The 24,037-nt window shown below is 68.3% G+C and carries 25 protein-coding genes, 1 tRNA gene and 1 riboswitch; of the genes, 21 read left to right on the top strand and 5 right to left on the bottom strand.

Going from position 1 to position 24,037, the window contains the following annotated elements:
* Positions 1 to 10: 10 nt before the first annotated feature.
* On the top strand, positions 11 to 1,225 hold the full coding sequence (locus EV645_RS35255; RefSeq protein WP_338419173.1) for an RNA-guided endonuclease InsQ/TnpB family protein: 1,215 nt from the start codon (positions 11 to 13) through the stop codon (positions 1,223 to 1,225).
* A 95-nt stretch (positions 1,226 to 1,320) separates the two neighbouring features.
* Here the strand turns inward: EV645_RS35255 and EV645_RS35250 are convergent, their stop codons facing one another.
* Positions 1,321 to 2,208, bottom strand: a complete 888-nt coding sequence (locus EV645_RS35250) for a RecB family exonuclease (RefSeq protein ID WP_130448392.1) — start codon at positions 2,206 to 2,208, stop codon at positions 1,321 to 1,323.
* A 121-nt stretch (positions 2,209 to 2,329) separates the two neighbouring features.
* Here EV645_RS35250 and EV645_RS35245 point away from each other — a divergent pair, with 121 nt between their 5' ends.
* The 5 genes from EV645_RS35245 to EV645_RS35225 all read left to right on the top strand — a co-directional run bounded on the left by EV645_RS35245 (position 2,330) and on the right by EV645_RS35225 (position 7,603).
* Positions 2,330 to 3,118: an intradiol ring-cleavage dioxygenase gene (locus EV645_RS35245; RefSeq protein WP_130448391.1), complete on the top strand. Its 789-nt coding sequence runs from the start codon at positions 2,330 to 2,332 to the stop codon at positions 3,116 to 3,118.
* Positions 3,119 to 3,153: 35 nt separating this feature from the next.
* Positions 3,154 to 4,308: a M50 family metallopeptidase gene (locus tag EV645_RS35240; RefSeq protein WP_242000854.1), complete on the top strand. Its 1,155-nt coding sequence runs from the start codon at positions 3,154 to 3,156 to the stop codon at positions 4,306 to 4,308.
* 40 nt (positions 4,309 to 4,348) lie between these two features.
* Positions 4,349 to 5,317 (top strand): tRNA (adenine-N1)-methyltransferase, encoded by a 969-nt coding sequence (locus tag EV645_RS35235; RefSeq protein WP_130448390.1) that lies wholly within the window; start codon positions 4,349 to 4,351, stop codon positions 5,315 to 5,317.
* Positions 5,318 to 5,386: 69 nt separating this feature from the next.
* A complete protein-coding gene (gene arc, locus EV645_RS35230) occupies positions 5,387 to 7,132 on the top strand; it encodes a proteasome ATPase (RefSeq protein WP_130448389.1) in 1,746 nt (581 codons plus the stop codon).
* A gap of 132 nt (positions 7,133 to 7,264) precedes the next feature.
* Positions 7,265 to 7,603: a hypothetical protein gene (locus EV645_RS35225; protein ID WP_130448388.1), complete on the top strand. Its 339-nt coding sequence runs from the start codon at positions 7,265 to 7,267 to the stop codon at positions 7,601 to 7,603.
* A 6-nt stretch (positions 7,604 to 7,609) separates the two neighbouring features.
* Here EV645_RS35225 and EV645_RS35220 read toward each other — a convergent pair whose 3' ends face one another.
* The 3 genes from EV645_RS35220 to EV645_RS42025 all read right to left on the bottom strand — a co-directional run bounded on the left by EV645_RS35220 (position 7,610) and on the right by EV645_RS42025 (position 10,305).
* Entirely contained in the window at positions 7,610 to 8,389 is a 780-nt protein-coding gene (locus tag EV645_RS35220; protein WP_130448387.1) for a hypothetical protein, read from the bottom strand.
* Positions 8,386 to 9,006, bottom strand: coding sequence for an RNA polymerase sigma factor (locus EV645_RS35215; RefSeq protein WP_242000853.1), 621 nt, complete (start codon positions 9,004 to 9,006; stop codon positions 8,386 to 8,388). Before EV645_RS35215 ends, EV645_RS35220 begins: the two co-directional genes overlap by 4 nt.
* A gap of 72 nt (positions 9,007 to 9,078) precedes the next feature.
* Positions 9,079 to 10,305 carry a phosphotransferase gene (locus tag EV645_RS42025; RefSeq protein WP_242000865.1) on the bottom strand — a complete coding sequence of 409 codons (1,227 nt, stop codon included), beginning with the start codon at positions 10,303 to 10,305 and terminating at the stop codon, positions 9,079 to 9,081.
* Between the two features lie 82 nt (positions 10,306 to 10,387).
* On the opposite strand from EV645_RS42025, the gene dop reads away from it, so the two are divergent.
* The 8 genes from dop to EV645_RS35170 all read left to right on the top strand — a co-directional run bounded on the left by dop (position 10,388) and on the right by EV645_RS35170 (position 17,756).
* Positions 10,388 to 11,908, top strand: coding sequence for a depupylase/deamidase Dop (gene dop / locus EV645_RS35205; RefSeq protein ID WP_130448385.1), 1,521 nt, complete (start codon positions 10,388 to 10,390; stop codon positions 11,906 to 11,908).
* Positions 11,909 to 11,985: 77 nt separating this feature from the next.
* On the top strand, positions 11,986 to 12,195 hold the full coding sequence (locus EV645_RS35200) for a ubiquitin-like protein Pup (protein ID WP_130448384.1): 210 nt from the start codon (positions 11,986 to 11,988) through the stop codon (positions 12,193 to 12,195).
* Positions 12,196 to 12,203: 8 nt separating this feature from the next.
* The gene (gene prcB, locus EV645_RS35195; protein WP_130448383.1) at positions 12,204 to 13,046 is read left to right on the top strand and encodes a proteasome subunit beta; all 843 of its coding nucleotides are present in this window, start codon (positions 12,204 to 12,206) and stop codon (positions 13,044 to 13,046) included.
* 49 nt (positions 13,047 to 13,095) lie between these two features.
* Positions 13,096 to 13,947 (top strand): proteasome subunit alpha, encoded by an 852-nt coding sequence (gene prcA / locus EV645_RS35190; RefSeq protein WP_130448382.1) that lies wholly within the window; start codon positions 13,096 to 13,098, stop codon positions 13,945 to 13,947.
* Positions 13,944 to 14,552, top strand: a complete 609-nt coding sequence (locus EV645_RS35185) for an NUDIX hydrolase (RefSeq protein WP_130448381.1) — start codon at positions 13,944 to 13,946, stop codon at positions 14,550 to 14,552. The genes prcA and EV645_RS35185 overlap by 4 nt, the downstream gene beginning before the upstream one ends.
* A 20-nt stretch (positions 14,553 to 14,572) precedes the next feature.
* On the top strand, positions 14,573 to 14,995 hold the full coding sequence (locus EV645_RS35180; protein ID WP_130448380.1) for a nitroreductase family deazaflavin-dependent oxidoreductase: 423 nt from the start codon (positions 14,573 to 14,575) through the stop codon (positions 14,993 to 14,995).
* 32 nt (positions 14,996 to 15,027) lie between these two features.
* On the top strand, positions 15,028 to 16,785 hold the full coding sequence (locus EV645_RS35175; RefSeq protein ID WP_242000852.1) for a glycoside hydrolase family 84 protein: 1,758 nt from the start codon (positions 15,028 to 15,030) through the stop codon (positions 16,783 to 16,785).
* Positions 16,785 to 16,870, top strand: a riboswitch (ZMP/ZTP riboswitch). Its footprint overlaps the gene before it by 1 nt.
* 19 nt (positions 16,871 to 16,889) lie before the next feature.
* The gene (locus EV645_RS35170) at positions 16,890 to 17,756 is read left to right on the top strand and encodes a bifunctional 5,10-methylenetetrahydrofolate dehydrogenase/5,10-methenyltetrahydrofolate cyclohydrolase (protein ID WP_130448378.1); all 867 of its coding nucleotides are present in this window, start codon (positions 16,890 to 16,892) and stop codon (positions 17,754 to 17,756) included.
* Here the strand turns inward: EV645_RS35170 and EV645_RS35165 are convergent.
* Positions 17,753 to 18,595 carry a phytanoyl-CoA dioxygenase family protein gene (locus EV645_RS35165; protein WP_130448377.1) on the bottom strand — a complete coding sequence of 281 codons (843 nt, stop codon included), beginning with the start codon at positions 18,593 to 18,595 and terminating at the stop codon, positions 17,753 to 17,755. The genes EV645_RS35170 and EV645_RS35165 overlap by 4 nt on opposite strands.
* A 65-nt stretch (positions 18,596 to 18,660) precedes the next feature.
* On the opposite strand from EV645_RS35165, the gene EV645_RS35160 reads away from it, so the two are divergent.
* The 7 genes from EV645_RS35160 to EV645_RS35130 all read left to right on the top strand — a co-directional run bounded on the left by EV645_RS35160 (position 18,661) and on the right by EV645_RS35130 (position 24,013).
* Entirely contained in the window at positions 18,661 to 19,557 is an 897-nt protein-coding gene (locus EV645_RS35160) for a helix-turn-helix transcriptional regulator (protein ID WP_130448376.1), read from the top strand.
* 92 nt (positions 19,558 to 19,649) lie between these two features.
* A complete protein-coding gene (aroH, locus tag EV645_RS35155; RefSeq protein ID WP_130385491.1) occupies positions 19,650 to 20,018 on the top strand; it encodes a chorismate mutase in 369 nt (122 codons plus the stop codon).
* Positions 20,015 to 21,079 carry a prephenate dehydrogenase gene (locus EV645_RS35150; protein WP_130448375.1) on the top strand — a complete coding sequence of 355 codons (1,065 nt, stop codon included), beginning with the start codon at positions 20,015 to 20,017 and terminating at the stop codon, positions 21,077 to 21,079. Before aroH ends, EV645_RS35150 begins: the two co-directional genes overlap by 4 nt.
* A gap of 32 nt (positions 21,080 to 21,111) precedes the next feature.
* Positions 21,112 to 21,786 carry a (d)CMP kinase gene (gene cmk / locus EV645_RS35145; protein WP_130448374.1) on the top strand — a complete coding sequence of 225 codons (675 nt, stop codon included), beginning with the start codon at positions 21,112 to 21,114 and terminating at the stop codon, positions 21,784 to 21,786.
* Positions 21,783 to 22,511: a lysophospholipid acyltransferase family protein gene (locus tag EV645_RS35140; RefSeq protein ID WP_130448373.1), complete on the top strand. Its 729-nt coding sequence runs from the start codon at positions 21,783 to 21,785 to the stop codon at positions 22,509 to 22,511. Before cmk ends, EV645_RS35140 begins: the two co-directional genes overlap by 4 nt.
* Entirely contained in the window at positions 22,504 to 23,871 is a 1,368-nt protein-coding gene (gene der, locus EV645_RS35135; protein ID WP_130448372.1) for a ribosome biogenesis GTPase Der, read from the top strand. Before EV645_RS35140 ends, der begins: the two co-directional genes overlap by 8 nt.
* A gap of 68 nt (positions 23,872 to 23,939) precedes the next feature.
* Positions 23,940 to 24,013, top strand: a tRNA-Pro gene (locus EV645_RS35130).
* The last annotated feature ends 24 nt before the right edge of the window (positions 24,014 to 24,037 follow it).

Here is a 24,037-nt window from a genome sequence, read left to right as displayed (position 1 = left end):
TTTGTCGGCGGTGGCTGATTGGCTACCAAGCGTGTCTCGATTTCGCTTGGATCCCACACCTGCGCAGGTTACTGGCTTACTCGGTCACTGTGCGCACGCGAGGTATGTGTGGAACCTGGCCACCGAGCAGTGGTCGATGAGGAGGCCCGGCCGACGAGGCGTTCCTGGTTACGCCGAGCAAGCCAGGCAGTTGACCGCGGCGAGAGCAGCATTCGGCTGGCTGAGGGCCGGTTCGCAGACTGTCCAGCAGCAGGCGTTGCGGGACTTCGAGCAAGCGCGCAGAAACTACATCGCCGGCACCCATGGCTGTCCAACCTGGCGCCGACTTGGACAGCACGAGGGGTTTCGTGTCGTCGGCCCGCAGGCGCAGCGGGTTGAACGAATGAACCGTAGGTGGGCGCGGGTCCTGGTCCCGAAGGTCGGCTGGGTCCGGTTCCGGGTGAGCCGCACCGTTCCGGTGGCGAAGTCGTACCGGATCAGCCGTGATCGCGCTGGACGGTGGCACATCGCGTTCGCGGCCGTACCGGCTCCGATCCCGGCGCCCGGAACCGAAAAGGTCGTTGGGATCGATCGTGGCATTTCGGTCTCGGTGGCCTTGTCGACCGGAGAGTTGTTCCGTTGCCCAGGGAGCTCCGACTCCGAGGACCTCAGGCTGGTTCTCCTTCAGCGACGCCTCGCCAGAGCGCGCCGCGGATCGAGGCGCAGGCAGCGTGCCAAGATCGCGATCGCCAAGTTATATGCGCGTCTCGTCGACCGCCGGCGTGACTGGATAGAGAAGCTGTCGACGGAGATTGCGCGTCGTTTTGATGTGATTCGGGTCGAGGACCTCCGGATCCCGCAGATGACGCGGCGACCGCGCCCGATACCGGATCCTGCGCTGCCTGGCGGCTACTTACCCAATCGCCGCCGTAGCAAAGCAGCGCTGAGCCGTGCCATCCTCGCCAGCGGCTGGGGGCTTTTGGTGCGGCGACTCGAGGACAAAGCGCATGGCAGGGTCGAGCGGATCCAGCCGGCCTATACCAGTCAGACATGTTCGCGTTGCGGTCACTGTGCACCTGGGAACCGCGAGAGCCAAGCGTTCCGGTGCCAGTGCTGCGGATATCGCGATCATGCCGACGTGAACGCAGCAATCAACATCGCCGCCGGGCGGGCGGTCAGTGCACGCGGAGACAGGCCAACGCGGATGTCTGTGAAGCGTGAACCTCAACCCTCTACCCATGGATAGACGGGTCGGAATCCTTGCCGTACGGCGAGGAGGACGTCAAGCGACGAACCGTATCGATCGACCGAGGGTTCCTCCGGTGGGGTGGAGGTGGAGGATCAGCCGTCGACTGTGATCAGGTCGATGCCGGCCGACTCCGCGGCTACCTCCTCGACCGAGCGGGTCGGGAGGGGCGGAGGGGTGCCGCCCCAGGCGGGGCAGATGGCTTTGTGGTCACACCAGTCGCAGAGCGGGCCGGGGCTGGGACGCCAGTCGCCGGAGTCGAGGGCGCGGGTGATCGCGATCCAGAGCGCGGAGACCTTGCGCTCGCAGGCGCGGAGGTCGGCCTCGTCGGGGATGTAGCGGACGATCTCGCCGTTGCCCAGATACACCAGTTGGAGCATGGCCGGCACGACACCGCGCAGCTTCCACAGCACAAGCGCGTAGAACTTCATCTGGAACAGGGCCTTGGCCTCGAAGAACTCCGACGGTGAGCGACCGGTCTTGTAGTCGACGACCCGGATCTCTCCGGTCGGCGCGACGTCGAGACGGTCGACGTATCCGCGCAGCACCAGACCTGAGTCCAGGGCGGTCTCGACATACAGCTCGCGCTCGGCGGGCTCGAGCGCGTTGGGGTCTTCGAGGGTGAAGTATTTGCCGAGCAGCTGGTGGGCCTCGGCGAGCCACTTCGCCAGCTCCTCGCCGCTCGCATCCTCTGCGAACAGCTCGGCGACCTCAGGCTCCTCCTCGAGGATCCGCTGCCACTGCGGCTCGAGCATCTCCGATGCCTGCTCCAGCGTCCGCTCCCCGCGCGGCAGGTCGAACAAGCGCTCCAGCACGGCGTGAACGACGGTCCCGCGCACCGCTGCGGCCGACGGCTTCTCGGGCAACCGGTCCACGACGCGGAACCGGTACTTCAGCGGGCAGCTCATGAAATCCGCCGCTCGGGACGGCGACAACGCCCCACGCGAGTGCTGATGCGGATCGACTGCGGCTGCAACGCTCATACCGAAACCCTAGGCACAACCACCGACACTTCGCGCGCACCCCACTCCGCCCTGTGGAAAACCCAGCAAACTCCCAGCCTGCTTTCGGCGGACCATCGGCTCGACGCGCGACCCTGGACGTATGACCCGCCAGCCACCGCCGAACCACGACCGAGGGCTCACCTACGACCTCGCGACACTCCATCGCCGTCGTTTCCTCGGCCTGGTCGCCGGCGCCGGCCTGGTCGCCGTCGCAGGCTGCTCGGACAAGAGCACGCCCACGAACACGTCTACCGGTTCCTCAGGCGTGGACGAGATCCCACAGGAGACCGGCGGTCCCTTCCCGGGCGACGGTTCCAACGGGCCGAACGTCCTCAACCAGTCAGCCATCGTCCGCAAGGACATCACCAAGTCCTTCGGCACAGCGTCCGGCCAGGCAGCCGGCGTACCGCTCTCCGTCGAGCTGACAATCGTCGACGCCGACAAGGACACACCGCTCGAAGGCGCCGCGATCTATCTCTGGCACTGCGACGCCCAGGGCCGCTACTCGCTGTACTCCGACGGCGCGACCGACGAGAACTACCTCCGCGGCGTCCAATCAGCCGATGCCGCAGGCAAGGTCACGTTCACCACGATCTTCCCCGCCGCGTACCAAGGCCGTTGGCCGCATATCCACTTCGAGGTCTACCCGAGCATCGACGATGCGACCAAGGCCGGCCAGATCACCCGTACGTCGCAGCTCGCCCTCCCGGAGGACGCGTGCAGCGCCGTCTACGCCGCCGATGGGTACGACGGAAGCGCGCAGAACCTGAGCCGGACGTCGCTCGGGAACGACAACGTGTTCGGCGACGACGACGGCGTACATCAGCTGGCCACGGTCACGGGAGATGTCGATCAGGGATACATCGCGGCTTTGACGGTGGGTGTGTAGCACGGAGTTACCGACGGCAAAGTAGGTTTGGCTTGATGCCAGACTCGCGTGATCCCCAGAACCCCGCCCAGCCGGCCGGCCCTCCACCGCCCGGGACCTGGGTGCTGGGTCGTATCCGCGGGATCCGGTTGACGATGCGCTTCACCTGGCTGCCGGTGGCGATGCTGCTCGCGGTCGGGTTCGCCGCGATCATCGGGCAGCAGTTCCCCGAGCTCGGCGGCTGGCGGTACGCCGCGGCGTTCGCGTTCGTGGTCGCGTTCACGCTGTCGATCCTGGTCCACGAGCTGGCGCACGCGCTGATGGCGTTGCGGTTCGGCATCGGCGTCTCCGAGATCAACCTCGGCTTCTTCGCGGCCGGCACGCATATCGAGGGCGAGCGGAAGTCACCGCTCGAGGAGTTCGCCGTCTCGGTGGTCGGCCCGATCGCGTCACTGGTCGTCGGCGGGCTCGCGTACCTCGGGTCGCGGGCCTTCGACGAGGGTGTCGGGTACGTCGCCCTGTGGGAGCTCGGTATCGCGAACCTGATCGTCGGCGTCACCAACCTGCTGCCCGGTCTGCCGCTCGACGGCGGCTGGGTGCTGCGCGCGATCGTCTGGAAGTTCACCGGCAACATGCACACCGGCACGATCGTGGCCGCGTGGGCCGGGCGGCTGCTGGCGCTCGCGGTGATGGCGGTGCCGGTCCTGCTCGAACAGTTCTTCGGCTGGCAGCCGTCGATGATCGATTTCATCATCGCCCTGCTCGTCGGCTTCTTCCTCTGGACCGGCTCGACCGCCTCGTTGATGCAGGCCCGGCTGCGGAACAAACTGCCCAGCCTCCAGGTCCGGACGCTGGCCCGCCGCGCCGTCGCCGTACATTCCGGTACGCCGATCTCCGAAGCCGTCCGGCTGGCCGGCCAGACCCAGGCCGGCGCGGTCGTGGTGATCGACGGCGACGGGAAGCCGCACGCCCTCGTGTCCGAGACCGCGGTCGCGGCGGTTGCCCCGAACCAGCGGCCGTGGACCACGGTCAGCGAGGTTTCGACCGCCATCGGCGCGGGCCACATCATCGGCGTCAACGACACCGGCGAGGAGATCCTCGCCACGTTGCGCGAGCACCCCGCCTCGGAGTACCTCGTCCTCGACGCGAGTGGCGCGGTGTACGGCGTCCTCGCGACCGCGGACGTGGAACGCGCGTTCCGTTCGCGCTGATTACTCGGTTGCGGTGACCGAAAGTTAAGGTGAGCGCCTTATGGCTGACTTGCGTGACTTTCCCGACCAGGCGTACTCCGGGGTCCATCACGGACCGCTGCAGGAGGGCGAGTGGATCACCCTGCAGGACTCCAAGGGCCGCCGGCATTCGGTCAACCTGGAGCGCGGGAAGATCTTCCACACCACCAAGGGCGGGATCGCGCACGACGACCTGATCGACGGCCCGGACGCGGTCGTGATCAGGTCCAAGGGCGGCGTCGAGTACCTCGCGCTGCGCCCGCTGATGGCCGATTACTCGGTGTCGATGCCGCGCGGCGCGGCGGTGATCTACCCGAAGGACACGGCCCAGATCGTGACGATGGCCGACATCTTCCCGGGCGCCAAGGTGGTCGAGGCGGGCGCCGGCTCCGGCGCGCTGACCACGGCATTGTTGCGGGCGGTCGGGATCCACGGACAGGTGATCTCGTTCGAGCGCCGGGAGGACTTCGCCGAGGTCGCGCGGAAGAACGTCACCGGTTTCTTCGGCGCCGAGCATCCGGCGTGGCGGCTCGAGGTCGGTGACCTGGTCGAGAAGCTCGACGAGCAGGACGTCGACCGCGTCGTCCTCGACATGCTGGCGCCGTGGGAGTGCGTTGACGTCGTTGCTGAGGCTCTTTCACCCGGTGGGGTGTTCTGTGCCTATGTGGCCACCACGACGCAGCTGAGCCGCTTCGTAGAGACGCTGAGGGCACACGGTGAGTTCACTGAGCCGCGCGCGTGGGAGTCACTCGTGCGAGACTGGCATGTAGAAGGTCTTGCGGTTCGTCCGGGCCACCGGATGCAAGGTCACACCGCCTTCCTGGTCACAGCACGAAGGATGGCGCACGGGGTGCAGGCACCTCGGAAGAAGCGACGCCCCGCGCCTGGCGCGTACGGCGACGATTACCTCGGGCCCCGTCGCGAAGAGGCCCGTTCGGAATCAACCGACGACATGCCGAAGGCAACTGGTTCATCCGCAACCGACACGTGATGGGATTCAGCTTGCCCGGCGAGGTTTTCTGGGTAAGGTCCATAGGGTCGAGCCCCACATGGTGAGGTGATGATCGTGGCTGGAGACGAGAGTCCTACCGCGGCAGAACTGCGTAACCAGGTCCGGTACCTGGAAGCCGAAGTCGCGGCGTTGCGACGGCGGCTGCTCGAGCACCCGGCAGACAGCCGGTCGCTCGAGAGCAGGCTGTCCGAAACACAGGCCTCCTTGGCGAGTGTCACCGCTCAGAACGAGCGGCTGGCCGACACGCTGCGGGAGGCGCGAGAGAAGATCATCGCCCTGAAGGAGGAAGTCGACCGGCTGGCGCAACCGCCGTCCGGATTCGGCACCTTCCTCGGACGGAACGAAGACGACACGCTGGACGTGTTCACCGGCGGCCGGAAACTCCGGGTCGCGGCGAGCCCGTCGGTGGACCTGGACGCGCTGCGGCTCGGCCAGGAACTGATGCTGAACGAAGCGCTCAACGTGGTCGAGGCCTGCGAGTTCGAGGTCGTCGGCGACGTGGTGATGCTGAAGGAGCTGCTCGCCGACGGCGAGCGGGCGCTGGTCATCGCGCAGGCCGACGAGGAGCGGGTGGTGCGGCTCGCCTCACCGCTGCTCGACATCGCCCTGCGGTCCGGCGACTCGCTGCTGCTCGAGCCCCGCTCCGGTTATGTCTACGAGAAGATCCCGAAGTCCGAGGTCGAGGAGCTGGTGCTCGAAGAGGTCCCGGACATCGACTACACCCAGATCGGCGGCCTGGCCGGCCAGATCGAGGCCATCCGGGACGCGGTCGAGCTGCCGTACCTGCACAAGGACCTGTTCCTTGAGCACGAGCTCAAGCCGCCGAAGGGCGTGCTGCTCTACGGCCCGCCCGGTTGCGGCAAGACGCTGATCGCGAAGGCAGTGGCGAACTCGCTGGCCAAGAAGGTCGCCGAGCGGACCGGCGTGGCCGAACAGAAGTCGTTCTTCCTCAACATCAAGGGTCCCGAGCTGCTGAACAAGTACGTCGGTGAGACCGAGCGGCACATCCGCCTGGTCTTCCAGCGGGCCCGGGAGAAGGCTTCCGAGGGTATGCCGGTGATCGTGTTCTTCGACGAGATGGACTCGCTGTTCCGCACCCGCGGATCCGGTGTGTCGTCCGACGTGGAGAACACCATCGTTCCGCAGTTGCTGAGCGAGATCGACGGTGTCGAGGGTCTGGAGAACGTCCTGGTCATCGGCGCCTCCAACCGCGAGGACATGATCGACCCGGCGATCCTGCGGCCCGGCCGGCTGGACGTGAAGATCAAGATCGAGCGCCCCGACGCGGAGGCGGCCCGGGACATCTTCTCGAAGTACCTGACCAGAGGGCTGCCGTTGCACGACGACGACCTCGGCGAGTTCGGCGGCGACCGGCAGGCGTGCGTGGACGGCATGATCCAGCGCACGGTCGAGCGGATGTACACCGAGGCCGACGAGAACCGCTTCCTCGAGGTCACCTACGCCAACGGTGACAAGGAGGTCCTGTACTTCAAGGACTTCAACTCGGGCGCGATGATCCAGAACATCGTCGACCGGGCGAAGAAGATGGCGATCAAGGCCTTCCTGGACGAGAACCAGAAGGGCCTGCGGGTGCAGCACCTGCTCCAGGCCTGCGTGGACGAGTTCAAGGAGAACGAGGACCTGCCGAACACCACCAACCCGGACGACTGGGCCCGCATCTCCGGCAAGAAGGGCGAACGGATCGTCTACATCCGCACGCTCATCTCCGGCAAGCAGGGCACCGAGCCAGGTCGCTCGATCGACACCGCGACCAACACCGGTCAATACCTGTAAGACACCCGCGAACCGCCCCCGGACCTGCTGGTCCGGGGGCGGTTCGTTGTCAGGGGGGGTAGGCCTAACCCCCGGTGTGATCGGGGGGTTTCCCCGATTGGTACGGCGGCGGCGCGGGCTTAGCTTGCTGTTATGGCGACGGATGAGGTGCGGAAGGACCTGCGGGCCGCGGTGGCGGCCCGGCAGGAACTGGGGCCGGAGTACGAGAACGAGATCATCGACAGCTTCCTGGAGAAGCTCGATGCCCGGGATGTCCAGCGACGTGTCAGCCCGTACGCCGAGCCGGCTCCGCGACGGCATCCCAGCCGCGAGACCGATCCCGGCGGACTGGCGCTGGCGATCGTGTCGATCGTCGCCGCGATCCCGATCACCGCGATCTCGGCCGCCATGATCGGCCCGTTCGGCGTGCTGATCGCCTGGTTCGGCCTGGTCAGCATCAACTTCGCCCGCACCATGTCCCGCCGCCGCTGACGCGCGCTACCTCGGCACGAGCGGGAGCAACCGGCCCTGGGCGTCGTACGCCCGCACCTCCTGGCGCACTGTGTTGAGATTGACGGTCACATCGACCCGGTTGTCCGCGTAGGCGTAGCCGCTGTCGACGTAGCCTCGTTGCCAGGGACTGGCGTTGCCCTTCCAGACCAGGCGCGTCTCGATCCGGGCGATCTCCGGACGGACTCGGTAGAGCCGCCACATCCGGGACGCCGGCTTCGGCGCCGATACAGCGGATTCGGCGGACATCAGGCCTGCGAGGCCTTCCTTCTGCGTCGGCAGCTTGACCCACTGCTCCGACGGATTTCTCTCCCACAGGCTGGCTCCGGACGGGGCGAGGCAGGCGGCGCGGCCAGAGGTTCCGGACCCCTTGAGAACCATCAGGACTTCGGTGTTCTTCGGATTCGCGCCCGGCACGCGCCGTGCCCAGACAACCGTGAGCGGCCGGCCGAGCCTGAGATGCCCGCCCCGCTCGCACGACTTCGCGAAGGCGGCGGTCGCCTCGGCGTCCGGCACGACTTCGAGACCGGTCGGGGTTGCTGCCGTCGCGGGCCCGGCGACACCGGGGTCGGCGGGCGGCCGGTTGGTGATGACGAGAGTGCCGGCCACCACGACGGCGACGGCGACGGCGCCGACCGCCGGAGCGATCCAGCGCCGGGCCGGCCGGTGGCCCAAGGGACGTGACTTGTCCATCACTCGCTTGCGCAGCTGGGCCCGTCGGGCCGGATCCAGCGGGGGGACGGGAGGCGGGTCGAGGCGGAGGTTCATGACAGCTCCTCGGTGAGGGCGACCCGCGTCAGCAGGTCGGGAAAGCGGCGACGGGTGCGGTGCAGGCGGGCTTTGACGGTTCCGACAGGTACGCCGAGGGCGTCCGCGGCTTCGGTGACGGTGAGGCCGGACCAGACGACGAGCTCGAGGGTCTCGCGTTCGTGCCGGGGGAGCTTGGCGACTGCGCGACGAATCACCGACATGCGGCGTTCGTCGTCCAGCCGGCGGGCGACTTCGGGGGCGTGGTCACGGTCCGGCGCCGGGTCGGGCAGGCGATCCAGCAGGTTGCGCAGCCGGTTCGCCGTCCGGAAGAGGCTCCGGCACTCGTTCGCGGCCACCATCAGCAGCCAGCCGCGGGCGGTCGGTCCGGCCAACGGGCCCGGTGGGTTCCGCTGGAAGCGCCGCCAGGTGTTCAGGAAGGTCGCCTGGACGACGTCGTCCGCAGTACTCCAGGAGGCGGTGCGTCGGAAGGCAAATGCCCGGACGTCGTCGGCGTACCGGTCGAACAACTCGCCCAGCGCGAAATGGTCCCCGACGCGCAGCCGCTCCCACAGATCCGGGTCGGAGCCCGGGTCGGGCGCGGTCGGCGATCCAGGTCCCGCAGATCCCGCAGCCATGGCCGGCTCCGTATCGTCAGTCAGGATGATGTTCACATCGGGTAGTGACCAGCCACCCACCCGATGGTTGCATCAGAGCCGGGCCAGAATCTGGCTCAGCCCCGTGTCGACGTCCTCCGGGAGATCCAGCAGCAGGCCGCGGTGAACGCCGTACCAGGGGGAGAGGCGGGCCCAGTCTGCGGCGCGTTCGACCTCGTCAGGGGTCGGTCGGTACACGTCGATCAGGCCGGCCCGGAGCGGGGCTGGTGCGCCGTTGAGGGGCCAGCAGAGGTCCAGTGCGGGGTCGCCGATGACGCAGTCGGTCCAGTCGATGATGCCGGTGATCTGGCCGTCGGTCATGAGGATGTGATCGGGGCCTAGGTCGCAGTGGATCAAGGACGTGCGGACGCGGGCCACGCGGTCGAGCAACTCCAGTGCGCGAGCCCGGACGTCTGCGGGCAGCAGGGGCACGATCTGCGTCTTGCAGTCCTCCAGGAAGCTCGCCTTCTCGGCATCCGCTGTGGCGGCGTCCAGAGCGCCACGTACGACCGCTTCGACCGGGTCGACGGCGTGTAGGGCCTTCAGGAAGGCGCCTAGCTCGCGGCCCGTCGCCGGACCGCCGTCGGTGAGGGGTGAGCCGGGCAGCATCAGGTGCCGTACGCCGTTGTCGGTCAGCTCAGGCAGTGGGATCGGCAGGGGTAGCTGCGGAGGGAGCCAGGGGAGGAGCGTGGCCTCAGCCAGCAGGCGCGGCCGTACTGCGGCCCGTCGTGGGGAGCGATGGATCCACGGACCCTCGATCCACGCGTCGCTGTCCCAGCCCTGGTCGATAGTCGCGAGACTCCGGACGAACGCACCGAGCAGGCCGACCGCGTCGGGCATGAACTGCCACGACGGGTCGTCCAGCTTGGCAGCGAGCTCGGCGGGGGACATCCACGCACCCCACTCGACCTCTTCCGGCTGGTGGCGCACCGGGCCGTCCCAGACGCATGCGTACAGGTACGCGTGGTACTGCGTGTGGTCGTCGGCGTAGTCGCCCTCCGGCAACCGGGTCAGCTCGACACCCGCGATCCCGAGCTCTTCCTCCAGCTCCCGTACGACGGCGTGGAAGGGGTCCTCACCGGCCGCGACGACCCCTCCGGCGGTGAAGTCGTACCGGCTCGGGTAGAGGTCCTTGATCGGCGTACGGCGGTGCACGTAGATCTCACCGGCCGTATTCCGGACGACTACTCCGGTGGCGGAATGACGCAGGTTGTCGCGCCGCATCACGGATCGCGGCGCGGCCCCGGTGACATGGTTGTCTTCGTCCAGGATCGCCACCATTTCGTCCACGCGCGCAGTCTCACACGTAACCCTGTGGACACAGCAACCCCTTTAGTCGCCCTTACCGCGTAGGCTCGTTCGCATGAGTGTTCGGCGGATCATGGGTACCGAGACCGAGTTCGGGATCTCGGTGCCGGGCCAGCCCGGGGCCAACCCGATGCTGACCTCGAGCCAGGTGGTGAACGGCTACGCGCAGACGCAGCCGCTCGCGCGCAAGACGCGGTGGGACTTCGACGAGGAGCACCCGCTGCGCGACGCGCGAGGTTTCGACCTGAGCCGGGAGGTGGCGGACTCCAGCCAGCTCACCGACGAGGAGACCGGCCTGGCGAACGTGATCCTCACCAACGGCGCGAGGTTGTACGTCGACCACGCCCACCCGGAGTACTCCGCTCCGGAGACGACGAACCCGCGGGACGCCGTGGTCTGGGACAAGGCCGGCGAGCTGGTGATCATGGAGGGCGCCCGCCAGGCCCGGCTGATCCCCGGCGCTCCGCAGCTCAACCTGTACAAGAACAACACCGACAACAAGGGCGCGTCGTACGGCTCGCACGAGAACTACCTGATGCGCCGGTCCACGCCGTTCGCGTCGATCGTGCGGCACCTGACGCCGTTCTTCGTGAGCCGTCAGGTGGTCACCGGCGCAGGCCGGGTCGGCATCGGCCAGGACGGCGCCGCGCACGGCTTCCAGATCAGCCAGCGGGCCGACTACTTCGAGGTCGAGGTCGGCCTGGAGACGACGCTGAAGCGCCCGATCATCAACACCCGCGACGAGCCGCACGCGAATCCGGATCGTTACCGCCGGCTGCACGTGATCATCGGCGACGCGAACCTGTCCGAGATCTCGACGTACCTGAAGGTCGGTACGACGTCGCTCGTGCTCGCGATGATCGAGGACGGCTGGCTCACCGACGACCTGGGCGTCGACCGTCCGGTGTCCGCGCTGCACGAGGTCAGCCACGACCCGTCCTGCACACATCTGCTCACGCTGAAGGACGGCCGCAAGATCACCGCCGTCCAGCTGCAGGCGGAGTATCTGGAGCAGGCCCGCAAGTATGTCGAGGACAAGTACGGCGACGACGCGGACCGGCAGACCAAGGACATCCTGCACCGGTGGGAGCAGCTCCTCGACCAGCTCGCGATCGACCCGATGAAGCTGTCCGACCAGCTCGACTGGGTCGCGAAGTACAAACTGCTCCAGCAGTACCGCGATCGCGACGGCCTGGAGTGGGACGACCCGAAGCTGCACCTGATCGATCTGCAGTACGCCGATCTCCGCCCGGACAAGGGCCTGTATTACAGGTTGGTGAAATCCAACCGGATGCAGCGGATCGTCACCGACGAGGAGATCCGGATGGCGGTCGCGCACCCGCCGACCGACACCCGGGCGTACTTCCGCGGCCGCTGCATGCAGCAGTACGCGCCGCAGGTCGCGGCCGCTTCCTGGGACTCGGTGATCTTCGATCTGCCCGGTAAGGAGTCATTGCAACGGATCCCGACTTTGGACCCGTTGCGGGGGACGAAAGCCCACGTCGGAGCACTTCTTGACCAATGCGACACCGCCAGTGACCTGGTTCGCACCATTACTGGGGGCGCTGCCGGGTAGGGTCGCCGTATAGAGAAAGCACTGCGAAGGGTCGGTTGGGCGTCCGACGCAGTCGGCGGTTCTAGGAGGTGTGTGTCATGGCGAAAGACGGCGGGCAGCAGCACAAGCAGCCCAAGCGTTCGTCGACCGAGGAAGAGGTCGAGCAGGTCGAGGCGTCGGAGGACGTCCAGGAGCGCAAAGAGCGACTCGACGAGGACGTCGATTCGATCCTGGACGAGATCGACGAGGTGCTCGAGGAGAACGCCGAGGAGTTCGTCCGCGGATTCGTGCAAAAGGGTGGGGAGTGAACCGCTCGATGACTTCTGATGCCTCCGGCCGGTTGCCGGAAGCCTTCCTGACCCCAGGTGGCTCGTCGTTCATGGACTTCCTGGCCGGGCACGCGCCCGACCTGTTGCCGGGACGACGGGCCCTGGGTTCGGGTGACCTGTCCAGCGAAGTCCCGCACGGTACGACGATCGTCGCGGCCACCTTCCCCGGTGGCGTGATCATGGCCGGCGACCGGCGGGCCACGATGGGCAACATTATCGCCCAGCGTGACATCGAGAAGGTGTTCCCGGCCGACGAGTACTCGGCGGTCGCGTTCGCCGGCTCGGCCGGTTTCGGGATCGAGATGGTCCGGTTGTTCCAGGTCGAGCTGGAGCACTACGAGAAGCTCGAGGGCGCGACGCTCAGCCTCGACGGCAAGGCCAACCGGCTCAGCGCGCTGATCCGCGGCAACCTGCCGATGGCGATGCAGGGCCTGACCGTGGTGCCGCTGTTCGCGGGGTACGACCACGACATCAACGGCGGCCGGATCTTCTCCTACGACCCCACCGGCGGGCGGTACGAGGAGACCCACTTCTACAGCGTCGGCTCGGGCTCGTTGTTCGCCCGCGGCGCGCTGAAGAAGCTGTACCGCGAGGACCTGTCGGAGACCGACTGCGTGACGGTGATGATCCAGTCGCTGATCGACGCGGCCGACGACGACTCGGCGACCGGCGGCCCGGACATGCTCCGGCGGATCTTCCCGGTGGTCGGCGTGGTCACCGCGGACGGTTACCGGCGGCTGCCCGAGGACGAGGTGGCGGCGCTCGTCGACGCGGCCTGGGCCCAGCGGCACCAGCGTCCCGACGGCCCGGCCGCGACGTCTCTGACCTGACCATCCCGATGATCCTGCCCGATCGACTGATTAGAGGACGACACCTTCGATGAGCGTTCCGTTCTACGTCTCGCCCGAGCAGCTGATGCGGGACCGGGCCGACTTCGCCCGGAAGGGCATCGCCAAGGGCCGCAGCGCGATCGCGCTGCAATATGCCGACGGCATCCTGTTCGTGGCCGAGAACCGCTCGCCCGCGCTGCACAAGGTGGCCGAGATCTACGACCGGATGGCGTTCGCCGCCGTCGGCCGGTACAACGAGTTCGAGAACCTGCGGATCGCCGGCGTGCGGCTGGCCGACATGCGCGGGTACTCCTACGACCGGCGTGACGTCACCGGCCGGGCGCTGGCCAACGCGTACGCGCAGACGCTCGGCGCGATCTTCTCCTCCGGCGGCGAGAAGCCGCTCGAGGTCGAGATCCTCGTCGCCGAGATCGGCGCCGCTCCGTCCGACGACCAGGTGTACCGGCTCACGTACGACGGCTCGATCGCCGACGTGCAGGGGTACGCCGTGATGGGCGGCGCGGCCGACCAGGTCGCGGACTACATCGGCGAGCACTACTCCGAGGGCATCTCGCTCGCGGGTGCTCTCCGGCTCGCGGTGGATGCCCTCGGCCACGACGGCACCGAGGTCCGGCAGCTGACCCCGGACCAGCTCGAGGTAGCGGTCCTGGACCGGACCCGGACCCAGGTGCGCAAGTTCAAGCGGATCTCCGAGGCGACGCTGGAGACCATCCTGTCCGAGTCCCGCCCCGCGGAAGAGGCCACCGAGCCTGCTGACGCGGAGGACAAGAAGGACACCGCGGACACCGGCGCTTCGGCCGAGGACACGCCGATCGCCCCGCCGGCGGATGATGCACCGATCGCTCCGCCGGAAGATCCCGACGACAACCGTCCCCTGTGACGGACCAGCACGAGACCTCAGCCGTCACCGACAACGTGGCGGCTGAGTCGTCTCGGCCTGCCGACCCCGGTCCGTGGGAGCTGCTGGACGAGGAGCCCGGATTCCGGCGGTTCCTCACCGTGCGCCTGCGCCGGTACCGGATGCCCGACGGCCGCGAGGTCGAGTGGGACGTCATCGGCCCCGAGATCGGCGTCACGTCCGGGGTCACCGTGCTGCCGCTGACCCCGGACGGGCGGATCGTCACGATCCGGATGTTCCGGGCCGGCCCGGACGCCGTCGTGACGAACCTTCCGGGCGGCTTGGTGGAGCCCGGCGAGGAGGTGGCCGTCGCCGGCGCGCGGGAGCTCGAGGAGGAGACCGGCTACACCTGCGAGACGCTCGACGTCGTCGGCTGGCAGTGGTCCGGTGCGTCCTCAACGTTCCGCAAGTACGTCGCGATCGCGCGCGGCTGCCGCCCCGACGGCAAACAACAGCTCGACGAGACCGAGGATTGCGTCCCGGTCGAGCTGACCGTCGACGCGTTCCGTGCCGAGCTGCGCACTCCAGGTGCGATGACCGGAATTGATGCCGCCTATCTCGCGTTGGACCACGCAGGCTTGCTTTAGAAATCTGCGGAGGAATCGATATGAGCGACTGGAACACGAACGTCATCACGGAGTTCCGGGAGAACGAAGGCAGGGTCGGCGGCAACTTCGACGGCGCCCCGATGGTGCTGCTGCACCACGTCGGCCGTCGGAGCGGACAGGAGTTCATCGCCCCGACGATGTATTTGGCCGACGAGACGGATCCGGCCGTCATCTACGTGTTCGCCAGCAAGGGCGGCGCTCCGACGAACCCGGACTGGTACCGCAACCTGGTCACTGCCGGTGAGGGCGTCGTCGAGGTCGGCACCGAGACGTACAAGGTGTCCGTCGACGACGTGACCGGCGCCGACCGCGACCGCATCTACGCCGAGCAGGCGCGGCGGTACCCGGGCTTCGCGGAGTACGAGGTCCGTACGGCGGGCATCCGCACGATCCCCGTCCTCAAGCTGACCCGGGTGTCTTGACGGGCGGGTCCGCGCGCTGAGTGGATAGGGGCGTGACCCCTGAAGCTCAACAGACCAACAGCCGTTCGGACGGGTTCGACCTCGGTGACACGGTCGGTCTGGTCCATGGACCGACCACCGATCCCGATGCTGAACGGATCGTCCGTGACACCCTGACCCGCGCCGGCGTGACCACGATCGTCGACGGCGAGGCCGCGGTGACCGTCCACCTCGGCGGCGCCGGTCTCGACGTCGAACCGGCTGCCGGTCTGCCGGCCGAGGGCTACGTGGTTGCCGTCGGCGACCACCAGATCGTTCTCGACGGCGTCGACACCCGCGGCACGTACTACGCGGCGCTGACCCTCGATCAGCTTGTCCAGGGCAACCATGTCGGCCATGTGGATGGTGTCGAGATCCGCGACTGGCCGACGCTGCCGTACCGCGGCTCGATCGAGGGCTTCTACGGCACGCCGTGGTCGCACGCGGACCGCCTCGACCACCTGGACTATCTCGGCGCGCACAAGATGAACACGTACCAGTACGCGCCCAAGGACGACGTCTACCACCGCGAGCAGTGGCGCGACCCGTACCCGGCCGACAAACTGGCCGAGCTCGGCGAACTGATCGAGCGGGCGCAGCGCAACAAGGTCGACTTCACCTTCGCGCTCTCGCCCGGCCTGTCGATCGCGTACACGTCCGACGACGACTTCCAGGCGCTGATCGCGAAGTTCGAGGCGCTGTACGCGCTCGGCGTACGGGTCTTCAACGTCCCGCTCGACGACATCGAGTACGAGAAATGGCACTCCGACGAGGACGCCACGAAGTACGGCACGGGCGGTGGAGCGGCCGGTGCGGCGCAGGCCGACCTGTGCAACCGCGTGCAGCGGGAGTGGATCGCGACCAAGCCGGACGTCGCTCCGCTGCAGATGGTCCCGACCGAGTACTACGACCTCGAAGAGACGCCGTACAAGCAGGCGCTGCGCGAGCAGCTCGATCCGGCCGTGATCGTGCACTGGACCGGTACTGCGGTCGTTCCGGAGCGGATCACGAGCGCACAAGCGGCCGCGGCGAAGGCGGTGTTCGGGCACGACATCCTGATCTGGGACAACTACCCGGTCAACGACTACGCCCACGGCCGGATCCTGCTCGCGGCGTACACGGGCCGCGAGCCAGGCCTCGCCGAGCACGTCGTCGGCATCATCTCGAACCCGATGAACCAGGCCGCGGCGAGCAAGCTGGCGCTGTACTCGTTCGCCGAGTTCGGCTGGAAGCCCGCGACGTACGACGCCGACGCGTCCTGGCGCCGCGCGATCGCCGAGCGTGCCGGGGGAGACGCGGCCACGATCGCGGCGCTGGAGGTGTTCGCGGATCTCACGACGTACGACGGGAAGCTGCATCTGATCAACGCGCCGGTGCTGGCCTCGAAGCTCGCGGCCTTCAAGGCGACCTGGGACGGCGGTGATCTGGCCGGTGCTATCGCGGACCTGGAGCCGTACCTGGAGGCGATCGAGAACGCGTCCGCGCAGATCCGCAGCGGCGTGATCGACCCGGAGTTCGAAGCCGAGACCGACGCGTGGCTGGACGCGTCGTTCTACTGGGGCGGCGCGCTGAGACAGGCGCTGCGCGTGTTCGAGGCGCAGGCGGAGGGCAATGCGTCGGACGTTGCGACCGCCCGCGACGAGATCGAGCACCTGATCACGCAGGCCGACGAGATCCGTGACGTCCGCCTCCCGCACAGCAAGGTCCGGCTCCGGATCGGCGACGGGGTGGCCGACGCATTCGTAGCCCAGGCGACCGGGTCGGTATCCTGAGGGCGGACCGCGACTGGCGCTGAGGTGGACGACCACCGGGGAACGGTCTGCCATCCGGCTTTCGCCGCGCGCCTGGGCACCCTTTGACGAGGAGGAGTGCGCAGATGACTGCTGAGTTGATGATCGGGACCGACCTCGCCGCCGAGATGGTGGCCAAGGCGGCGGAGCGCGCCGCGGCGCTGCAGGAGAAGTACGGCGTCCAGCCGTGTCTCGCGACCGTGCTGGTCGGTGACGACCCGGCGTCCGCGACGTACGTGCGGATGAAGCAGAACCGGTCGAAGAAGGCCGGGATCGGTTCGCGGAGCGTCGTACTGCCGGCCGAGACGACCACCGACGAGCTGGTCGCGGAGATCCGGAAGCTGTCGGAGGACCCGGAGGTGCACGGGATCCTGCTGCAGCACCCGGTGCCGGCGCAGATCGACGAGAGGGCCGCGTTCGAGGCGATCGACCCGGGCAAGGATGTCGACGGCGTGACGATGCTGTCGTTCGCGGCGATGGCCCTCAACGACGCGAGCGATCCCGGGTTCCGCTCGGCGACGCCCGGCGGGATCATGCGGCTGCTCGCGGCGTACGACGTACCGCTCGAAGGGGCGCATGCGGTGGTGATCGGCCGCAGCCCGATCCTCGGCAAGCCGGCCGGGATGTTGCTGCTGGCATCGAACGCGACGGTGACCTATGCGCACTCGCGGACCCGGGACCTGCCCGAGCTGGTCCGGACCGCGGACGTCGTGATCGCCGCGGTCGGCAAGGCGAACTTCGTCCGCGGCGACTGGCTGAAGCCCGGCGCGGTCGTGGTCGACGCCGGCTACAACGAGGGAAACGTCGGCGACGTGCACTTCGAGGAGGCGTCCGAGGTCGCGCGCCTGATCACTCCGGTCCCGGGCGGCGTCGGCCCGATGACGATCGCGCTCCTGCTCGAGCAGACGGTCGACGCCGCCGAGGCACAACTGGGTCAGTGTCCCGGAAGCTAGCGGTCGCACCCGCCGTCCTTGTCGGGGCGCGAGTGCGGCCGGGCGACATCGGCGATGCCTTTGTAGGCGTACGGATCGGTCCCGGCGACCATCACGATGTCGCGGTAGTCGTGCTTGCCGACGTGAACGCCGGCGGGCACGTTCTGCCAGGGGAGCAGCGACTCGGCGCTCATGTAGTGGTTCGCGAGCGCCCGGCGGAGTCCGTGCCGACCGGTGTTCGGCAGTGATCGGTGCAGCAGGTACCCGTTGAAGATCACCGCCGAGCCCGCCGGTACCTCGACCGGGACGGCGTCGTCGTCGGAGTACGGGAAGTCGAACGCCTCGACCGTGCAGTCGAACCGGAGGTCGTCCTGCTCGCGATCGGGATAGAGGACGCCGCGACGGTGCGAGCCCGGCAGCACCCACAGGCAGCCGTTCTCCACAGTCGCGTCGTCCAGCGCGATCCACGCGGCGGTCAGGGAGCGGTCCCTGGTCGGGATGAAGAACTCGTCCTGGTGCCACGCCTGCCCCGGTTTGCCCTCCGGCTTGATGAACAGCATCGACTGCATCGCCTTGACGTTGGGCCCGATGACGGCCGTGAGCGTCTCGACCACCCGCGGCGCATGGAGCGCCGCAAGGGCTGCGTCGGATGCCTTGTGCGGATGGTGAATGCACAGGTGTCTGCGGAGTACATCCTCGGCGGGCTCGGTCACAGGAGCGCGGCCGACGGTGCGGCACAGCTGCTCGGCCGCCACGTGCAGCTCGGTCACCTCGACAGGCGATATGGCCTGATCGAGGACGACGAAGCCGTCCCGCCGGAAGGACTCGACGAGCTCGTCGGTGATCTCGGTGAAATGCATCCAGCCACCGTCGCAGAGCACGCAGAACCGGCCAATGTCGCGAACAAGCGCTTTACTATCTGTTCGTGACATCGCGACCGCCGGTGATCAGCGTGAACTCGCTGGTGCAGATCGCGGACTACGCTCCCGGAGCGACGTACGGACCGCGCTGGCTGCCGAACTTCGAACTCCTCTGGATCCTCCACGGCTCCGCGCTCTGGCGGACCGAGGTGTACGACGACCTGGGCGTCCTGCGGGCCACGGTCGAGCACGAACTGCGGCCCGGAACGGTGGCGCTCGCGAAGCGCGGCAATCGGGACGCCTATATCTGGGACTGTGATCGCGGGTCGCGGCATGCGTACGTGCATTTCCAGATCGAGGACTTCGGCCAGCTCGGCGATCCGGCGAGTTGGCCCTGGGTGCGGTCGATGTCCGATCCGGGCGTGCTCGAGGAGCTGTGCAGCTACTTGCTGGACTCGCCGACGCAGGACCGTGGCCACAACGACCGGCTGGTAGCGGCGATGCTCGAGGTCTTCGTCAGCGCTCCGGTCGGCCCGTCGCACGACGAGATGCCGGACGCTGTCCGTCGCCTTGTCGACCATGTCGCGACTGTGTGGGCCAGGGGCGGTCCCCGGATCGTCGCGGTCTCGCAGTTGGCCGCAGCGGCGAACCTGTCAGCGGGCCACCTGCATCGGCTGTTCCGGGAGCAGTACGGGTGCGGACCGGCGTACGCGCTGGATCTGATCCGGCTGGCCCGCGCCGCGACCGCTCTCCAGCGCACCAACGCCACGATCGGGGAGATCGCGTCCGGCTGCGGCTACAGCAACCCGTACCACTTCTCGCGCCGCTTCTCCCAGGCGTACGGCGACCCGCCGGGAACCTTCCGGCGCCGTCGACAGCTGTCCGATCCGCTCGCACCCGTACGCGAGGCCGGGTTGCTCCCGATGGCTCGCCGGCTGCTGGAGGCGACCCGGGACGGCTGACGCCTGCGCACGATCCGAGACGGCTGTCCACTCCTTGACAACCCTGGCCTAGGGTTGGGGGAGGCGAACACACGAAGCATGGAGGCGAGCACGTGGCGGTACGGGCGATCCGGGGTGCCACCCAGCTGGACGTGGACGAGCGCGAGCACCTGCTCGAGCGGTCCGCGGAGCTGGTGAAGGCGGTCCTGGAGGCGAACGATCTGGAGAACGAGGATCTGATCAGCATCCTGTTCACCGTCACGTCGGACCTGCGTTCGGAGTTCCCGGCCGTCGCCGGACGCCAGATCGGGCTGACCGACGTACCGCTGATGTGTATGCAGGAGATCCCGGTGCCGCACGCGCTGCCGCGGGTGGTCCGGCTGATGGTGCACACCGAGACGCCGCGCTCCCGGGACAAGATCCAGCACGTCTACCTCCACGGCGCCGTCGCGCTCCGTCCGGACCTGACCGGCGCCCAGTGAGCGAACTGCGGGGTCCGGTCCGCATCGTCGGCACCGGCCTGATCGGTACGTCGATCGGCCTGGCGCTCGCCCGGCTGGGCGTGGTCGTCGAGCTCGTCGACGGGAACCCGGACAACGCGCTGATGGCCGAGCGGATCGGCGCGGGCTCGCGCATGGTCCAGATCGAGCCGCAGCTGGTCGTCGTCGCCGTACCGCCTGACCATGTCGGTGCGGTTGTCGCGGAGCAGCTTCAGCAGACTGACGCAGTGGTGACGGATGCGGCCAGCGTGAAGTCCAAGCCGCTCGCCGACGCCCGCCGGCTGACCGGCGACCTCAGCCGGTATGTCGGCAGTCACCCGATGGCCGGCTCCGAGCGAAACGGTCCGCTCGCCGGACGTGCCGATCTGTTCGACGGGGCCACCTGGGCAATCACGCCGCACGAGACCAGCTCTCCGGATGCAGTCGACCTGGTACGCCGGCTTGCCGAAGCGGCCGGCGCGCGTACCGTCGAGATGTCCGTCGAGGACCACGATCTCGGCGTCGCCCGGGTGTCCCACCTGCCGCACCTGATGTCCGCACTGGCTGCCGGGACGCTGGCCGACGCGCCGTCCTCCCACCTGGAGCTGTCCGGCCAGGGCGTTCGCGACGTCACCCGGATCGCTGCCGGCGACCCCACGCTCTGGACCCAGATCGTGTCCGCGAACTCGGGTGCGCTGACCGGCCTGCTGGAGCAGATCCGCGGCGAGCTCGACCGCCTTCTTGTTGCCCTGGGCAAGGAAGAGGCCGGCGACGAGCTGACCGCGATCCTCGGCCAGGGCGTCTCCGGCGCGGTCCGCGTTCCGGGCAAGCACGGTACGCCGCACATCGACCTGGTCACGGTCCTGGTCACGATCCCGGACCGCCCCGGTCAGCTGGCCAAGTTGTTCGCCGATGCGGCCGAGTCCGGCGCCAACGTCGAGGACCTGCGCATCGACCACAGCCCCGGCCGCCCGGTCGGTGAGGTCGAGCTCTCCGTCAAACCCGCCTCGGTAGACCAGCTGGTCGACGTCCTCACCGACCGCGGATGGGTGGTCCACCGGTAATTCTGTCCCCCTGCGAAGGTAATCTTCGGGGCATGATCATCGCTGTGGACGGCCCGAGCGGCTCCGGTAAATCGAGCACCGCCCGCGGAGTGGCCACCCGGCTCGGACTGCGGTTCCTCGACACCGGGGCGACGTACCGGGCGGTGACCTGGTCGGCGGTCGAGCACGGGCTGGATCTGGACGACACCGCCGCGGTCGCGCAGCGGGCCCGGGACCTGCGCCTGGAGATCAGCACCGACCCGGGCCACCAGTTCGTGATCGCCGACGGGGCCGATGTCACGGCCGCGATCCGGGAGCCGCGGATCAGCGAGGTGGTCTCGAAGATCGCCACCAACCTGGACGTGCGCAAGGAGCTGATCCGGCGGCAGCGGTCGATCATCGACAACGCCCAGCCGAGCGGCGGGATCGTGGTCGAGGGCCGCGACATCGCCACCGTGGTCGCGACCGACGCCGAGCTGAAGGTGCTGCTCACCGCCGACCAGGAGGCCCGGATGGCGCGCCGCGGCGCCCAGGTGGGCTCGTTGACCGCGGAGCAGTTGCGTGACCAGATCGTCCGGCGGGATGCCGACGACTCGACCGTTTCGGAGTTCCAGGTCGCCTCCGACGGCGCGGTCACCGTCGACTCGACCTACCTGACCCTGGAAGAAGTCATCGATGTGATCAGCCGTCTAGCCAAGGAGGCTGTTCCCCAGGGCCAGGAGTCATGACGGCGGAAGTCACCGGGCACAAGGATCTGCCCCGCACCGACGATCTGCCGCCGCTGCCGTACCGCATCGCGCTGCCGATGCGGAAGGTGGCCAAGCCGTACTTCTTCCGTAAATACAAGCTGACCATCCACCACGAGGACCGGTTCCCGCTGACCGGTCCGCTGCTGATGGCGCCGAACCACCTGAGTCTGCTGGACGGCCCGTTGCTCGGGGCGATCGCGCCGCGGATGCTGCATCAACTCGGCAAGATCGAGGTGTTCGGCGGCCTGCAGGGTGTGCTCCTGCGCCGGGTCGGCCAGATCCCGGTCGACCGGTCGACGTATGACGTGCTCGCGGTCCGGAGGTCGATCAAGGTCCTGCGGGACGGCCGGGTGCTGAATATCTACCCCGAAGGCACCCGTGGCCCCGGCGACTTCAGCCGGATCCGCAGTGGCGTGGCGTACCTGGCCATGGTGACCGGGGCCCCGATCCTGCCGGTCGCCATGATGGGGACCAGGCTGCCGGCGGGCGACATCGAGGGGTTCCCGCCGGCCGGGAGCCGGGTCGACGTGGTGTATGGCGAGCCGTTCGCCGTCGACCGCGTACCCTTTCCTAGGAGACATTCCGACGTACAGGCGGTTGCCGACCACATCGGCGACGTGCTGCGCGCCCATGTGAAGGCGGCCGTCGAAGAAACCGGCCACCCTCTTCCGGGCTGGCGAGACCAGAAGGACCCTGATGACTGACCTGCCCACCGAAGTACCGACGCACGACCGTGAGGACACCGGGCCACTCCCTGTGCTCGCGATCGTCGGGCGGCCGAACGTGGGCAAGTCCACGCTGGTCAACCGCATCATCGGCCGCCGCGAGGCGGTCGTGGAGGACACGCCGGGCGTTACCCGGGACCGGGTGTCGTACGACGCCAACTGGGCCGGCCGTGAGTTCACGGTCGTCGACACCGGCGGCTGGGACCCGGACGCGGTCGGCATGGCCGCTCTGGTCGCGGCCCAGGCGGAGGTCGCGATCAACGCGGCCGACGCGGTGCTGTTCGTGGTCGACGCTGTCGTCGGCATCACCGACGCCGACGAGGCAGTCGTCCGCGTACTGCGGAAGTCGGGCAAGCCCGTCGTACTGGCCGCGAACAAGGTCGACGACCAGCGCGTCGAGTCCGAAGCGATGAACCTGTGGAGCCTGGGCATCGGCGAGCCGTTCCCCGTCTCCGCGATGCACGGCCGCGGCACGGGCGACATGCTCGACGCCGTCCTCGCGGCTCTGCCCGAGGCGCCGGCCGAGCGCGACGGCGAGCTCGGCGGTCCGCGACGGGTCGCGATCGTCGGGAAGCCGAACGTCGGCAAGTCGTCCCTGCTGAACAAGGTCGCCAAGGAGGACCGGGTCGTCGTCAGCGACGTCGCCGGCACGACGGTCGACCCGGTGGACGAGCTGATCACGCTCGGCGGTCAGGAGTGGCGGTTCATCGACACCGCCGGCATCCGGCGCAAGGTGAAGAACTCCCAAGGCCACGAGTACTACGCCTCGTTGCGGACCAACGCCGCGATCGAGCGGGCCGAGGTGGTCGTGGTCGTCATCGACGCCTCGCAGTCGATCACCGAGCAGGACCTGCGGATCATGAACGCGGTCGAGGAAGCCGGCAAGGCGCTCGTGATCGCGTACAACAAGTGGGACCTGATGGACGACGAGCGGCGCTACTACCTGGAGCGCGAGATCGACCGCGACCTGGTGCAGTTCCGCTGGGCGCCGCGGGTGAACATCAGCGCGCTCACCGGCTGGCACATGGAGAAGCTGGTGCCCGCGATCGAGGCGGCGCTCGAGGGTTGGCAGACCCGTGTCCCGACCGGCCAGCTCAACGCGTTCCTCGGCCGGCTGGTTGCCGCGCACCCGCACCCGGTCCGCTCCGGCAAGCAGCCGAAGATCCTGTTCGGCACGCAGGCCACGACCATGCCGCCGACCTTCGCGATCTTCACCTCCGGCCAGATCGAGGCGTCGTACCAGCGCTTCATCGAGCGCCGCCTGCGCGAGGACTTCGGCTTCGTCGGCAGCCCGGTGCACGTCCAGATCCGGGCCCGCCAGAAGAACAAGAAGCGCTGAGGTGCCCTGGTCAGGGCCGGGGCATCGAATGCTGTAAGGTAAAGCCCGCTCACCTCAACGGCGAGTATCGGGCTGTGGCGCAGTTTGGTAGCGCACCGGTCTGGGGGACCGGGGGTCGCAGGTTCAAGTCCTGTCAGCCCGACAGACGACGAGGGGCACCGACACT

This window comes from Kribbella rubisoli (assembly GCF_004217145.1).
Lineage (GTDB): Bacteria > Actinomycetota > Actinomycetes > Propionibacteriales > Kribbellaceae > Kribbella > Kribbella rubisoli.
The sequence above is the reverse complement of the archived record's forward strand: the minus strand, read 5'-3'. Positions and strand labels throughout refer to the sequence as shown.